Source organism: Protofrankia sp. BMG5.30 (assembly GCF_001983005.1).
Classification (GTDB): Bacteria; Actinomycetota; Actinomycetes; order Frankiales; family Frankiaceae; genus Protofrankia; species Protofrankia coriariae.
The window spans coordinates 60,155-74,698 of sequence record NZ_MOME01000036.1 but is presented as its reverse complement, the minus strand read 5'-3'; the positions used below and the strand labels follow the sequence as shown (position 1 = coordinate 74,698).

At 71.2% G+C, this 14,544-nt stretch carries 13 protein-coding genes; 11 read left to right on the top strand and 2 right to left on the bottom strand.

Annotation, left to right across the window (positions count from 1 at the left end):
- The first annotated feature begins 881 nt into the window (after window positions 1-881).
- The gene (locus BL254_RS18610; RefSeq protein WP_139342396.1) at window positions 882-1,094 is read left to right on the top strand and encodes a hypothetical protein; all 213 of its coding nucleotides are present in this window, start codon (window positions 882-884) and stop codon (window positions 1,092-1,094) included.
- A 231-nt stretch (window positions 1,095-1,325) separates the two neighbouring features.
- Window positions 1,326-1,805 (top strand): ChaB family protein, encoded by a 480-nt coding sequence (locus BL254_RS18605; protein ID WP_047224151.1) that lies wholly within the window; start codon window positions 1,326-1,328, stop codon window positions 1,803-1,805.
- A gap of 242 nt (window positions 1,806-2,047) precedes the next feature.
- On the opposite strand, the gene larB is transcribed toward BL254_RS18605, so the two are convergent.
- Window positions 2,048-3,037 (bottom strand): nickel pincer cofactor biosynthesis protein LarB, encoded by a 990-nt coding sequence (gene larB, locus BL254_RS18600; RefSeq protein ID WP_047224152.1) that lies wholly within the window; start codon window positions 3,035-3,037, stop codon window positions 2,048-2,050.
- A 443-nt stretch (window positions 3,038-3,480) separates the two neighbouring features.
- On the opposite strand from larB, the gene pheA reads away from it, so the two are divergent.
- The 4 genes from pheA (at window position 3,481) to BL254_RS18575 (ending at window position 9,562) form a co-directional block, all read left to right on the top strand.
- Entirely contained in the window at window positions 3,481-4,431 is a 951-nt protein-coding gene (pheA, locus tag BL254_RS18595) for a prephenate dehydratase (RefSeq protein WP_076844287.1), read from the top strand.
- Window positions 4,432-5,167: 736 nt separating this feature from the next.
- A complete protein-coding gene (locus BL254_RS18590) occupies window positions 5,168-6,526 on the top strand; it encodes a hypothetical protein (RefSeq protein WP_371390901.1) in 1,359 nt (452 codons plus the stop codon).
- Window positions 6,527-6,590: 64 nt separating this feature from the next.
- The gene (locus BL254_RS28605) at window positions 6,591-7,796 is read left to right on the top strand and encodes a phosphotransferase family protein (RefSeq protein ID WP_235433685.1); all 1,206 of its coding nucleotides are present in this window, start codon (window positions 6,591-6,593) and stop codon (window positions 7,794-7,796) included.
- 1,463 nt (window positions 7,797-9,259) lie between these two features.
- Window positions 9,260-9,562, top strand: a complete 303-nt coding sequence (locus tag BL254_RS18575; protein WP_047224155.1) for a hypothetical protein — start codon at window positions 9,260-9,262, stop codon at window positions 9,560-9,562.
- A 327-nt stretch (window positions 9,563-9,889) separates the two neighbouring features.
- Here BL254_RS18575 and BL254_RS27315 read toward each other — a convergent pair whose 3' ends face one another.
- Window positions 9,890-10,057, bottom strand: a complete 168-nt coding sequence (locus tag BL254_RS27315; RefSeq protein ID WP_013871802.1) for a hypothetical protein — start codon at window positions 10,055-10,057, stop codon at window positions 9,890-9,892.
- A 708-nt stretch (window positions 10,058-10,765) separates the two neighbouring features.
- Between BL254_RS27315 and BL254_RS18570 the strand changes: the two genes are divergently transcribed.
- From BL254_RS18570 to BL254_RS18550, 5 genes are all read left to right on the top strand, one after another.
- A complete protein-coding gene (locus BL254_RS18570) occupies window positions 10,766-11,680 on the top strand; it encodes a GNAT family N-acetyltransferase (protein WP_076844278.1) in 915 nt (304 codons plus the stop codon).
- A gap of 151 nt (window positions 11,681-11,831) precedes the next feature.
- A complete protein-coding gene (gene folP, locus BL254_RS18565; protein WP_047224156.1) occupies window positions 11,832-12,860 on the top strand; it encodes a dihydropteroate synthase in 1,029 nt (342 codons plus the stop codon).
- Window positions 12,857-13,312, top strand: coding sequence for a dihydroneopterin aldolase (folB, locus tag BL254_RS18560; protein ID WP_083731190.1), 456 nt, complete (start codon window positions 12,857-12,859; stop codon window positions 13,310-13,312). Before folP ends, folB begins: the two co-directional genes overlap by 4 nt.
- Window positions 13,309-13,974 carry a 2-amino-4-hydroxy-6-hydroxymethyldihydropteridine diphosphokinase gene (gene folK / locus BL254_RS18555; protein ID WP_083731189.1) on the top strand — a complete coding sequence of 222 codons (666 nt, stop codon included), beginning with the start codon at window positions 13,309-13,311 and terminating at the stop codon, window positions 13,972-13,974. Before folB ends, folK begins: the two co-directional genes overlap by 4 nt.
- A complete protein-coding gene (locus tag BL254_RS18550; protein WP_047224158.1) occupies window positions 13,971-14,408 on the top strand; it encodes a DUF3180 domain-containing protein in 438 nt (145 codons plus the stop codon). The genes folK and BL254_RS18550 overlap by 4 nt, the downstream gene beginning before the upstream one ends.
- The last annotated feature ends 136 nt before the right edge of the window (window positions 14,409-14,544 follow it).

Genomic DNA, 14,544 nt, shown 5'->3' with positions numbered 1-14,544 from the left:
AACTATTATTACTCAGAGTGTCGATCTTTTGGGATGCCACCCCGTCCGGAGCCGGGCGAAAGCCATCTTCCGTTCGGCTCCTCGCTTTTTCTGTTCTTGTCGGATCCCCCTCGGTTGCGTGTATACCGGTCGAAAGGGGCCACGGGGGAGGCTGCGGGAGCGGTGTATGACGGCCCGCTGCCGCGGCCGCTGCCCGGCCGGCGGCTTTCACCGGTCCCGCCGTCTTCGACAACGGTCTTCGGTGACGGTTTTCGGCGACGTTGCGGTTTTCGACGGCGTTGCCCGGGGAAGGCTCCCTGAGCATGTTCGCGCGGTGCGGAACCAGTGTGCACCTGTTCCGCCGGGTCTGGATGCCGGGTCTGGACATCGTCGGGCTCGGTCCCGCTGGCGGCGAYGCGCCCCGGGACGCCGGCCGTCGCGCTGACCGGTCACGGGGCCGGCCACGGATACATCCGAGGCGCTTTCCCTGCGGGGGCCGGGCGCGGGGGACGCTGTCGGCCAACTGGCCCGCTCGCCGACGCGGCCTGTCGACATGTGGCCTGTCGACATGGCCGTCGGCGCGGCCCCCGGTTCTACCGTCGCTCCAGGCCTGGCTCGCACGGGCTCGGCCTGCCACCGCCTGCCCCTTCCCGGCACGGCGGACCGGGGCCGCCCGCGAGACCGGAGCCGCCCGCTGGCCCACGGGACCGCGCGAATCCCGCCCGCGGCCGCCGGGTGGGGAAACCCGGCGCACCCCGGGTCTACCGCCGAACACACCGCACCCCGGCCATCGCCGGCCCATCGCCGAGCCGAAGGGAGACGGACAGAGGAGACGGACAAAGAAGTTCTTGCAACGAGAAAAATCGGGACATTTTCCGCAATCTTCGCTCCGGGGAGAACTCTTGAGTGTTTTCGACAGTCTCATGCACGGACTCGACGAAGGCGACCGTGACCGGGCGCTGGATCTGATCAGGGACCGGATCAGCCAGGAACGGCACCGGGCCGAAGGCGGCGATGCGGTGCGCCGGGTCGACCGGGGGACCGGCCTGCGCCGCGGCAGTGCCGGTGGCCGCCGCATTCCCGCCCGTCGGGATTCCCACCGCCGAGAGCACTGACCGGCGCGCGGCCGCGACGCGGCCCGGACGGAACCCCGCCGGCTCGCGTGAGCCCGTTCCGAACACCCCAGGAGAGCCCGGAAGCGATCCGGGCGAAACACCCATCCGAACCGACAGCGGACCTGAACAACAGGGACCCGAACAACAGACCCGAACAACAAACCCGAACAAGGGACCCGAACACGACAGTGAACCCGAACAAGACGGAGTACGTGAGGACCGGTACCGGACATGACAGGAAAGAACATCGACGAGATGCGGCGGGACGTGCCCTCGACGGTTGCCCGATCCGACGACAAGGCGGTGCGCACCTGGAAGGAGACCCATGACAGCGCGGTCGGGACCTACGGCGAGGGGGTGCGGGCGCACCGGACGGCGTTCGCCACGCTCAGGCGCACCCACGAGAAGGTCGGCAACCACTGGGAGCCGAAGCACGACGCCGGCCCTTCGGACCAGCGGCCGGTGAAGCATGCCTCGGCCTCGAGCAGGGACACCGGCTCGTCAGGCCACTCGCCAGGAGGTCACCCGTCAGGCCATCGGACGGCGAAGCGGCCCCCGGCCCCGGGCGGGACCAGGCTGACCATCGAGGCCGTGGACGAGAACGCCCCGGTGCGACACCTGCGCGAGGTGGCCCGCGAGCTCGACATCCCCGGCCGCTCGACGATGCGCAAGGCCGACCTCATCAGAGCCATCAACCGAAGCCACCGATAAGAACAGCCGTCACAACAGCCCTCTTGTGATTGTTTTCAGCTGTGCGTCGCCGGTCAACGCCGGCGACGCACAGCTGCTTTCCACCTACAACCTACGTCCTACGGCTGCCGGCCGTAGCCATGGATGGCCTCCGACGGATTCCAGCCGTCAGCCGTAGGTGGTTTCCGTCGTCATGACAACGTTTTTCACCTACAGGCGCGGAAGCCGTAGGTGGAAAGGGTCGTCATGACAACGGTTTCTGCCTACGGCTGTGGCTGGGGGGCGCTGGCCACTGCCGAACGGCGGGCGACACGGGCGGCGAAGATGCCCGCGCCGAAACCGTTGTCTATGTTGCACACGGCGATGCCGGGAGCGCATGAGGTAAGCATGGCGAGCAGTGCGGTGAGCCCGCCGAAGGACGCGCCGTAACCGATGCTGGTCGGGACGGCCACGACCGGTGTGCCGACCAGTCCGCCGATCACACTCGGCAGGGCTCCCTCCATGCCGGCGATGACGATCAGGCAGTCGGCCTCGGCCAGCCGGTCACGGACGGCGAGGACGCGATGCAGCCCGGCGACCCCCACGTCCATGATCGTCTCAACGCCCACCCCGGACGCGCGGGCGGTCAGCGCGGCCTCCGCGGCGACCGGGGCGTCCGACGTCCCGGCGCAGACGACGACGACCCGGCCGCGGGCCGCGGGCAGCGGACCGATGGCAACCGTGGCCGCGGTCTGCGAGATACCGGCCGCATGACCAGCGAAGACTGAGTGGCTGGCGTGGCCGACCGGGTGATTGGCGGCGGTGTGGTTGGTGGTGCTGGTGTGGCCGGCGGTGTGGTCGGTGGTGGCAGCAGCGGTGTGGCCGGCCGTGGCGGAGAGCGCGGCGAAAGCTCCGCCGGGTGCCTCGGCCGGTGTCTGCGCGGACGTCGTGAGCTCGTTCGGCCAGCGCGCCCGCAGCGCCGTGACGGTGGCGGCGTCGGCCCGCGTGACCAGCGTCGGACGGCCGGGGCCAGCGGTCCGCCGCAGTTCGGCGACGATGCCGACCGTCTGCGCCGGGGTCTTGCCGGCGGCGTAGACGACTTCCGGGTCGCCGGTGCGGAGTCCGCGGTGGGTGTCGACACGGGCGTATCCGAGGTCGGTCCAGCCGCTGCCGTCGCCGAGCGGGCCCGCGGCCAGGCGCGCCAGAGCGTCGTCCGGCCCGACCGTGCCGGAGGCCACGGCGTCCAGCAGGAGCCGCACATCCTCCGTATCCATACCGCCGACCCTACGGGTCCGCCGCCTGATCTCCGCCGCCTCCTCGCGCCGACGGCTCGCCCATGCCGCCGCTGCCCGGTCCGCTGGAGCGGTCAGGCGCTGGGGCGGTCGGGGGCCGGCGGAGCGGGGCCCGCGGATGCGATCCGTCACCGGATCGTAGGATCGTCGAGGTGAGACGCGCGGAGCTGGCGATGGGCCCGGTCTCGTATACCGGGTGTCCGCTCATCCGGTGTCCGAGACCCCGTACCGTTGGGAGATCCGCTGGGGACGCGTCCGGGCTCTTCTCCTCCCGGGTACGGCCGGGCCTCTCCCGGGCACGGTCGGGGCTGCCGCGATGTCCGTTGCCCCGGTGACCGGCTCCGCCCCGGGGACGCTGCCCGCCCCGGCGGTCCCACCCCGTCCAAGTGGAAGGCTGTCGGCATGACATCCGGAAGGTCGTCGGTATGAYGTCAACGACGCGTCTGGTCTATCTGGGGCCGCCCGGCACGTTCTCCGAAGCGGCGCTGATGACCCTTCCGATCGCCGACAGGGCCCAGCTCGACCCGCTGCCGAACGTGGCGGCAGCGCTGGACGCGGTCCGTCAGGGGGACGCCGACGGGGCGCTCGTCCCGTTCGAGAACTCGGTCGAGGGCTCGGTGTCGACCACTCTGGACGAACTGGCCAGCGGTGATCTGCTCCAGGTCACCGCCGAGGTCGTGCTCCTGATCCGGTTCGCTCTGCTGGCCCGGCCCGGGACCGTGATCGATGCGGTTCGCACGGTTTCCAGCCATCCGCACGCCCAGCCGCAGTGCCGCCGGTGGCTGGCCAAGAACCTGCCCGACGCGCGGTGGGAACCGTCGTTCAGCAACTCCGAGGCGGCGCGCCGGGTGCAGGCCGGGGAGGTCGACGCCGCGCTCGCCGGCGCCTTCGCCGCCCCCCGCTACGGACTGTCGGTGCTGGCCGACGACGTCCAGGACGTCGACGGGGCGCAGACGCGGTTCGTGCTGGTCACCCGCCCGGCGCCGCCTCCGCCGCCCACCGGGTCCGACCGCACCACGGTGGTGTTGTTCGAACGGGACGACCATCCCGGCGCACTGCTGGAGATACTGACCGAGTTCGCCGTCCGGGGGGTCAACCTGACCCGGCTGGAGTCCCGGCCGACCGGCGCGGGGCTGGGCCGGTACTCCTTCTCGGTCGACTGCGAGGGGCACGTGTCCGAGGCGCGGGTCGGGGAGGCGTTGTCGGCCCTGCACCGCGTCTGCGCCGAGGTCCGGTTCCTGGGCAGTTATTCGCGGGCGGACGGACGGGCCGGGGTGGTGCGGCCGAGCACGTCCGACGATGCCTTCCACGAGGCGGCGGTCTGGCTGTCCGGTCTGCGCGGGGATACCCGTGCCCGAAGCACCGACGGATCCTGAGGCCCGCCAGGAATGACGGCCGGTCAACCACGCGCCYTGCCCTGACCAGGAAAACGAGGGTGGAAATGGCTGCGGTGGCAGCGGTTTGTTCCCTCACTCGCATGATTCGACAGTGCTTCTACAGTGCTCGGTCACGCGTTTTTGATCGGTTGCGGGACGGGTTCGCGTTGCTTGGTCGGCTTCCTGGTGGCCTGTGGATCCGAAGTGACACGTCATCTCCGGATCATCATGGTGGGTTGTCCGGGACGGGACGGGACGGGGCCGGACTGGACCGAGAATGATTACTGTCTGTGACGTCCGATTGGCCCGGATGATGATCGCTTGTGCCGTGGTCCGTGCGTGTTCTCTCCCGCTTCTCTGTCGGGTCGCGACACTTCGACACTTTTTTGTGTTACCTTGAGTTACATTCTCGCTACCAGGAGAGTTCGCCCGGGTGGGCGAACGAGTTGCCTCACCGACAGGGAGGCCAGGGAGTGCGGTAATCATGATCAATACTGGCGAGCTGTTCCTGCCAGTGCCCCGGGAGCCTGGGCCAACGGGGCCAACCGGGCCAACGGGATCGGTGGAGCCGGTCCGGCGGGAATTCCTGCCGAGTGGGGAGTCCCGCGAACAGCCGTGTGAAGGGCAGCCGCACGAAGGGCAGCCGCGGGAGGAGCCGTCGCGCGAGGAGCCGCGGCAGGGGCCCGGTCGCACCGCTTCCGGTCTGCCGGCCGGCCCGGCCGGCACGTGGCCAGCGGTGCTGGACACCGCGCGGCTCGCTCCGTCCACCCCGCCGGTCATGCCGGTCGCGATCCCGGCGGCCCGCACTCCTCCAGATGATCATTTGGATACCCGCGCGGTACCGGCGCCGCCAGGCCACACGAGCCTGCCGGACGAGCTGGCTGCCGGGTTTTCCGGGGACTCCCCCGCGGACGGGCAGCCTCCGCTGCCCGAGCCGGTGGCAGCCGCGGACCCGCCGATGTCCGACCGCAGGCAGTTCCACCTGTATGCCGGCGCCGCCATGGTGGGCGCGCTCCTCCCTGACACGCCGCTCGCGGATCTCGTTGACGTGCACGGCACGACCGCGCAGGCCGCGATCGCCCATGCCGAGGGACAGCTGGCCGAACTGCTCGGTACCCACGAGCAGACCTCGCCCGCCCAGGTGGTCACCGAGACGCTCCGGCTGCGGCACTACCTGGACCAGCTCGCCCAGCGTCAACTGACCGCCTCGGATGCCCGCCGGCTGCGCATCGCCGCTGGCCGGGCCACTGTCCTGCACGCCGACGCCGCTTTCAAGCTGGGTGAGCCCGAGGTCGCGGGGGCCCTGGCCGCCGCTGGTTTCGCGGCCGGAGAGTGGGCCGGGGACGGCCCGTTGCGAGGGTCCGCGCGTGAGATCGGGGCGGTCACCGAGTTCTACGGCGGTCGTCCGGACGTGGCCCTGCGACTCGCCCGGGACGGGCTGCGGTATGTCAACGCGGGCCCGGTGCGGGCTCGGCTGGTCTGCCAGGAAGCCCGCGCGCTGGCCGCGCTCGGTGACGTCCGGGGCGCCGCGCGGGCGCTCGACCTGGCCTACGAGCTCGCCGACATGATTCCCGTGGAACAGTGGGGATCTCCGGGGCCGGGTTTCGACACCTTTCACCCGGTCGAGGTCGCCTACAACGCGACCACGGCGCTGTGCCTGCTCGGACGGTCCCGCGCCGCCGAGGAACACGCGCAGCTCGCCATCCCGCGGCTGGACGCGATGAACGCGCCCGGGTTCCGGTCGGTGATCCGTCTTGATCTGGCGTTGGCGCTGGCCCGTCAGGGCCGCCTCGAGCTCGACCGGGTATGCGCGCTGGCCACCGAGGCGATCTCGATCTCCTGGGGACGCGCGGTGGCGTCGGCGTCGAACCGGGCCGACCAGTTGCTCGCGGTGACCCGGGCGCACGGGGAGGTCCGGGAGGTCCGGGAACTCGCCGCGTACGTCCGGGGGTGGCAGCGGGAAGGCCAGCGACAGCCAGCCGGCCCGGACGCGGCTGTCGCCGGAGCGGACGCTGCCGGCACACAGGCTGCCTGCACACAGGCTGCCGGAGCGGCGGCTGCCGCGACGAAGGCCCCCGCGGGGCACGAGCGGTGAGCCGTGGCCGACGCCGGCCCCACGCAACCTCCGTAGCGGAACAACAACGGACGGTGCATATCACGTGAATCACTTGAACGGCGTGCGAAGGCCGGCGGGTGGTCCGGTCGCCGGTGGCGGGCGTTTCACCGTCGCCCGGGCCTGGGAAGTTCTTTGGGAGATCTGCGCGGCGGCCGGGTTGGACGGCCAGGACGCGGAAATGATCAAAATCGCGGCGAACGCGGTCTTCCGGCTGCCCCGGGCCGGGGTGGTCGTCCGGATATCCGGGTCGCGGGCGATGGCGCACCGGGCGGACAAGGTCGTCCAGGTCGCTCGCTGGCTGGCCCGCCACGACGTCCCGGCCGTGCGCCTGGCGCCGGGCCTGCCGGCACCGCTGCGGATCGCGGACACCGTGGCCACCCTGTGGATCGACGCCGGCCGCGAGGGTCCGGTGGGGCCGGGAGAGCCGCCGGAGCCGGCCGCCGGGATCCCCCCACCGGCCGTGGGCGGGGACGTCCAGCCGCCTACCGGGGCCCGTGGGCCGGCGGCCGGGCACGGGCCCCCGACCAGGCATGCGGCGCAGGGGCGGGTCGTGCCGCCGCGTGGCACGACGATGCGTCCGGTGACCGGGCGGGCGGCGACCGGGCATGCGGCGTCGGAGCACGCGGCGAGGGGTCGTCCGGCGCCCGGATGGGCGGCCACGGCGGGCGGGGTGTCACGGACCGACGGCCCGCCGACGGAACGTGATCTTGCTGTCGCGCTGCGCCAGCTGCACACCCTGCCACTGCCGGACGTTCCCCTGCCCGGTTTCGACCCGCTCGCCGACGTCCGGTTACGTCTCGCCGACGCCGAGGGGCTGCCCGCCGCCGACCTCGCGTTTCTGCAACGGCTGACCGCCCGGTGCGAGGCCGCGCTGGAACGCGTGGTGTACGCCCTGCCGGCCGGGATCATCCACGGCGACGCCCATCTGGGAAATCTCGTCAGAGCTCATGACGGCGAGGTGCTGATATGTGATTTCGACGCCGCCTGCCACGGGCCGCCCGAATGGGATCTGATCCCGCTGGCCGTCGGACGGCTGCGGTTCGGCTATCCGCCGGAGCAGCACGCGACGCTCGCCGCCACGTACGGTTTCGACGTCATGCGCTGGCCGGGTTTCGAGGTGTTACGGGCGGTGCGGGAGCTGAAGCTGGTGACGAGCGTGGTGCCGGTCCTCGCGAGCAATCCGCGGGTGGCCGCGCAGTTCGCGGTCCGTCTCGCCAGCCTGCGTTACCAGGACGAGACCGTCCGATGAATGCCCTATTCCTGAGAGTACGTCCGGCCCTGGGAAAGCGTCAGGATCCTGACTGTCATCATGGTTCTGACGAACTGTCAGCCTGCTGGGACCGATCTGGTCACGCTGTTCTCGCAGGGAACATCGTCCTTCTTCGAAGGCGCCGTCTTCGCGGGGATATTCGTCCGCCGCCGGCCGTGCCCCCTCCGGGACCGCCTCCTTCGAGTTTGCCCCCGGTGCGGGTACGTCGATGAATCCACCATTCGATGTCGTCATGTTATCGGATGGCTGTTGGTGGATGTTCCGGGGAAGTGCCGTGATTGTGCCCACCATCCGGCGGCCGGCTCGGRCACAACGTCCGGGTCGGCGGGGCAACGGACGGTTCCGGCCGCCGGCCGTCCAGGCATCCCGGATTCGTCGCTGCCTGCCGGTTCCCGTCCTGGCGGGCCGKCTTGCCACAGCGGGTTGTTCCAGCCCGGCTCGCGGAGCCGGGAGAAGCCGGTGCCGGTGCCGTGCCGGCGGGGCGAGGCGTTCGTCACGTCGATCCACAGCCCGAGATCGCTGCCTGAGATCACTGCCACGCCGGACGAACTCCCGCCGTCTCCCGTCGTTCGCGGGGCGCCCGCGGACCTGTCCGGACCGGCTCGTTGGCCGCCTCCGCTCAGTCTGTGTGCCTCACCCAGCCCGTGTGCCGTTCCCTCCGCGGCTGGTTGGCCGCGGCCGTCACGTCGTTCGTCCAAGGAGAGCCGTCCAAGGAGAGAGGTGGCCATCCGCCCGCGAGATCGCGGAATCATGCTGCCCGCTGGCGCGGACGGTATCGGTGCCATCCGTGGTGTCATGGCTCGCAGTGCGCCGAAATACCCGTGATCGCCTTCTTTCGGACGGTCGTCGGCTGGGGCGGACGGACCTGGCCGGCTGTGCGTACCCGACTGTCGATGGGACGAACAAATGATATGGACGTGTTGTTCGCCCGCCGGTGCCCGTGCCTGTGGTTCCGTCTTCCTGGGTATTTTTCGGTAATGCTGTGAGAGCTGGGACGGAAGGAGCTCCAGGGAGCTTTCAGCGGGCCATGATATATCCGCTGGGACCTGCTTGTTGAAGGTTTTCTAAATGACGGCCGGACACCTCGGTCGGATGGCTTCTTACGGTACGGTCGACGCTTGGCGCGCACTGCGGGAGTGACCGGTACCGGTGCCGCATGCCTGCCTGGCGTGGCGGCTGCCCGGCCCAGGGTGACCGCGCGGCCGGGCTGCCGTCCGATATTTGCCCGACTTTTGGTGGGGAGCGTCCCGCTTGTGGCGTCGGGTGACCCGGGTCTTCTTTCCCGGCTATTTTTCTTCTTTTGACGGCATGCCGCCATTTTACCCCCGGGAAACCGGCGGAATTACAACCTGCGAAGTTGGCTGTTGGGGTTGACCGAGCGAGTACCCGGTGGGGTAGTGTCACTTCTCGTTCGGTCGGTATACGACGAGAGGAAAAACGTAATGGCACAGCAGCAGCAACAGCAGCAGATCGAGCAGGAGCTTCGCCAGAACTGGCAGCAGATCCGCTACCGTCTGCTCGACGAATTCGGTCAGGTCGGCACCGCGGACCTGGACGCCGCCCGCGACGTCAACGACCTCGTGCAGCGGATCGCGGACAAGACCCACCACAGCGAGCGCTACGTGGAGACCCGCCTGCAGGAGCTCGTCGGTGTGGGTGCCTCCGGGCAGCGCGGCCAGCAGCAGGGCGGCTTCGGCCAGCAGCAGGGCCAGCAGGGCCAGCAGGGCCAGCGCTTCGGTCGGTAGTTACCACGTAACACGGTGGTATCCCGGCGGTCGGCCGCCGGTGTGTGCTGCGGAGCTCCGTGACATGGCTGGGTACGTGTCGCGGAGTTTTCCATGGCACGGCGCGTACGGTGACCGTCTCGTGCTGGTGTTCGGTCGCTGAAAGCAGCCGTCCGGGATCTCCCGGTGGTAAGTGTGCCAACCAGTCAGGTGGTCTCGTCGCCATGTAACAGGAGACCACCTGACTGGCTGGACGAAGAGCCCGCGGCCGCGCTTCTTCGCGCGTTCTGGGGAATCCTGGTCCGCGGAGAATCTCAGGCCAACGCGGCCTGCGTGAGGAGTGGACGCTCAGGAGGTAAGGCTCACCAGGAGCGTCCGGTACTCGAGTAGGGCATCGATCAGCCCCAGGACGACGGCGTTACGAGGCATCTGACCAAGTTCGATCAGCATCGAATCCGTCTGTTCCAGGGTTGGCTGAGCATCGACAGCGGCGACAAGGGTGACCAGTCTGCTCATGAGTAGACCTCCAACGACTCTCGGTCGTGAAGCGATTTCCACTCAGTCAGCACGCTGTGCGGCGGGATCGCCTCACGTGATGCACCTGCCGAAACGGCCTTGCGTGGCGGGTTCATCAACATTTCCGACTCCATGCCCCCTGTGGAGGAGCCCGGCCCCTTTGTCGGGCAGCGATACGTCCGATCTTACTGTAAGAAAAGTAGAACCTCGGTGTTCCCGTCGGGTTGAGCATCCGTTACGGCGAGGTAACAAAATCACCGCTTCCGGTGACGTCCCGGCAGGCCGCGCACTGTCATGCCAATGCCGTCACGCTAATGCCGTCACGCCGGGGCTGTCACGCTAGTGCGTTGAATAGCCGGCCGCGGTGACCGGTATGTACCCCGAGCGCATCAATATCCCGGCGCTGTGTATCCAGTACGGCCGCGCATGGTGAGGACGGCTCGTGGATTCTGTCGGGACGGCCGGCGTAACACCAGCGGGGAGCGGAGAGCCGGGCAGGCTGGACCGGACACGACCGGGGTTGTCGCCCGCGGCTGTCACAACGGCGGGGCGCGTACCAGGTCGGACCGACCGTCCGGCTCCGGTCCGGAGATCGGTTGGAAAAGGTCGCTGGAGGCTGGAATCCGGTCCGCCCGCGTGCTTCACCCGGTAGCCTCGGACGGGTGGTCAGTACGGGTTTGTTCCCGGGCGGCAGATGGCGATCACAGCATGGCCGCTGAACCGGTCGGCGATCCCGGCCAGCCCGCGGCCGCCCCGGACGCGCTGGTGGCGCCCACGGTGGGCGAACCGGTTGACAACGACCTCAGCCGTGAGCTCGAGGATCTGGCGCATCGCGCGTGGCCGCCCCTGCGCGAGCGGCGGCTGGGCGGCTGGGTGCTGCGGGAGTCGGCTGGCTCCTCCCGGCGCGGTAACTCCGTGTGGGCCCGCGGCGACGTCGGCGACATCGCCGGCGCCCTGAACGCGGTCGGTGAGTTCTACGCCACCGCCGGTCTGCCGCCAACGCTCCAGATCACGCCGGTGTCCCTGCCCGCGGACATCCACGAGGCGCTGGACGTGGCCGGTTTCGACGACACCGGGCCGACCGACGTCTGCGTCGCCGACCTCGAGGAGATCCGCGAACGGCTGGCCGCCGGGCCCACCGGCCACGTCCCCGTCGGCGCCGGCGGCTCCCCACCCGCCGGCGCCGACGGTCACCGGGCGATCCTGCTCGACACCGTCGGTGATGTCTGGCTGGACGTCGCCGGCCAGGTGCTGGCGACCTTCGCCGGCCAGCGGGCCGGCACGCTGGGGGTGCTGGCGAACCTCACCGTGCCCGCGGCATACGTCCTGTGTGTGTTGGACGGCGTGCCGGTGGCCGTCGGCCGCGGCACCGTGGACGGCGACTGGCTGGGGATCTACAGCATGGCGACCGTGCCGGCCGCGCGCGGCCGGGGAGCCGCCCGCGCGGTTCTCACCAGGCTGGCGGCCTGGGCGGCCGAAGCGGGCGCGTCCCGCGCCTACCTGCAGGTCGAGCAGACGAGTACGGCGGCCCGCCAGCTGTATGCCGCCCTCGGCTTCCGCCCGGTCTACCGCTACTCCTACCGCCGGCTGCACACCGCCGCGACTCCCGGCGCCAGCGGGTGAGCGACCGGCGCCAGCGGCCGTGCGGCACCGCCGGCACGACCGCCCGGCCAGCCCGCGCGAAGAGCCAGCCGTCCTTACACTCCGCGGCAGGCCGCCCGGGGTACCGCCCGCGTTGACCAGCGTCCACCGGACACGGCCTAGCGTAGGGGGCATGACGTCCGTGCAGGCCAGCCGTGGTCTTCTGGAGCCGCTGGGTCGTACCCGCGTGATGGGTGTGGTCAATGTGACACCGGACTCGTTCTCCGACGGGGGCGCCTATCCGACCGCGGTCGACGCGGTGCGGGCCGGTCTGGCGATGGCTGCCGAGGGCGCCGACATCGTCGACGTCGGGGGCGAGTCGACCCGGCCGGGCGCGGGGCGGGTCGATCCGGCCGAGGAGCTGCGCCGGGTGCTGCCGGTGGTGACGGAGCTGGCCGCGGCGGGTGTCGCGGTGAGCGTCGACACGACCCGTCCGGCCGTCGCCGAGGCCGCGCTGGCCGCGGGCGCCGCGGTCATCAACGACGTGTCGGGTGCCGCTGACCGTGACCTGCTGGCGGTGGCCGCCGAGCGAGCGGTCCCCTACGTTCTGATGCACACCAGAGGTGTGAGCGCGGACATGGCCACCCGCGCGGTCTACGGTGATGTCGTGTCCGAGGTCGTCGCCGAGCTGCGTGAGCGCCTCGATGCCGTGTTCGCCGCCGGGATCGCGCCCGAACGGGTGATCGTCGACCCGGGGATCGGTTTCGCGAAGGAGAGCGGGCACAACTGGACGTTGCTGGCCCACCTCGACGCCATTGCCGCGCTGGGGCATCCGCTGCTGGTCGGCACGTCACGCAAGTCATTCCTGGGCAGCCTGCTCGCGGACGCCGACGAGCGTCCCCGCCCGGCCGGGGAGCGCGACGACGCGACCCAGGCGACGACCGCCCTGCTGGCGGCCGACGGGGTGTGGGCGGTCCGGGTGCACGCGGTGCGGGCCGCGGCCGACGCGGTGCGGGTCGTCCAGGCATGGCGGGAGGCCCGCGAGTGGCGGGCCCGGCCGGCTGGCGGCGGCCCCGCGCCGGCGGAGCGGACACCCGCCAGGCCGGATTCCGCCGTGTCGGACCCGGGGACGTCGGATCCGGGGAGGTCGAATCCTGGGACGTCGGATCCTGGCGTGTCGGCCCGTGGCGCGTTCCGGCTTCCGCCCACGAGCGCGGTATGACCAGCACGTCTCCTGACACGTCTACCGGTACGTCTCCCACGGCGTTCTCCGCCACGACCGCCGTGTCTCCTGCCGCGGCGGTCGTCGCGTCCGGCCGGATTGCCGTGACCGGACTGCGAGTCCGGGGTCATCACGGTGTGCTACCGGCGGAGCGCGAGCTCGGCCAGGAGTTCGTGGTGGACGCCGCGGTGTGGCTGGACACCCGGCCGGCCGCCGCCAGCGACGACGTCGCCGCCACCGTCGACTACGGGACGTTGGCACAGACGCTGGCCGGGATCGTCGCCGGGGAGCCCGTCAATCTGATCGAGACGCTCGCCCACCGGCTGGCCGACGCGTGCCTGGCCGACGACCGGGTCCTGCGGGCGGAGGTGACCGTGCACAAGCCAGCCGCGCCGATCCCGCTGCCGTTCACCGACGTCGCGGTCACCGTCACCCGGGGTCGGCGGGCATGAGCGGGGCCACGGGCCCGCACCGGCCCCAGGACGCCTCCGGGCCCGGGCCGCAGCCTCGGCCGTCGGAGCCCTGGCCGTCGGAGCCCTGGCCGTCGGAGCCCTGGCCGCAGGAGCACCGGCCGCCGGGGCGTCCGTCGCCGGGGCGCCGGCGGCCGGGGAGCCTCGCGCGGCGACCGACGCCGGCAGGCCAGGCGCCGGCGGTGCTGGCGCTGGGCTCGAACCTCGGCGACCGCCTCGCCCAGCTGCGTGCCGCCACCCGCCTGCTGGGGTCCGTGGCGGTGTCACCGGTGTACGAGACCGCGCCTGTCGGCGGGCCCGACCAGGACGACTACCTCAACGCGGTGGTACTGGTCCCGGCGGCGCCGCCGCGGGACCTGCTCGCCGCGGCCCGGTCGGCCGAGCGGGCGGCCCACCGGGCGCGAACCGTCCGCTGGGGCCCGCGCACCCTGGACGTCGACGTGATCGCCTGTGGCGATCTGGTCAGCGACGACCCGGACATCCTGATCCCGCATCCACGCGCCCACCTGCGCGCGTTCGTCTGCGTCCCGTGGCTGGACGTCGACCCGGACGCGGCGCTGCCCGGGCACGGCCGGGTCGAGGAGCTGGTGGCCGCGCTGGACACCTCCGGGGTCCGCCGGACGCCGTGGAGTCTGTCCGGGTGAGGCCGACGCGGGCGCGGGAGCTGGTGGCGGCGGCCGTGGTGGTCGGCGTGCTGGCGTACGTGTTGCTGGCCTTCACCTATCGGGACCTGCCACGGTTCCCGCGGACGGCACCGCTGTCGCTGCTGATCGTCGGGCTGGCGGAGGCACAGACCGCCGCCATCACCCGGCGCCGGCTGCAGGGACGTCCGGGCACGAGGCCGATCCTGCCGTTGACCGTCGCCCGGCTGGCGGCGCTGGCGAAGGCGAGCAGCCTGGCCGGGGCCGCGCTCATGGGGGCGTGGGCGGCGCTGCTCGGTTACGCGCTGCCACGTCTGGACGAGTTCGGTACCGCTGACACCGACGCGGTCACCGCTGGTCTCGGGGTCGCGGCGGCGCTGGTGCTCCTTGTCAGCGGCCTCCTGCTCGAGCGGGTGTGCCGGGTCCCGAAGCCATAGCGCGCCAGTTGTGCGACCATGTGTAGCCATATCGGCGGTGGTGTCCGGTGCCGGGCGCCGGCCATCAGGGAAGATCGGCGCGAGCGTGCCGTCGGGTACGCTCGTTCCGCCGAGAAGCGTCCTTGGCGACACGCCC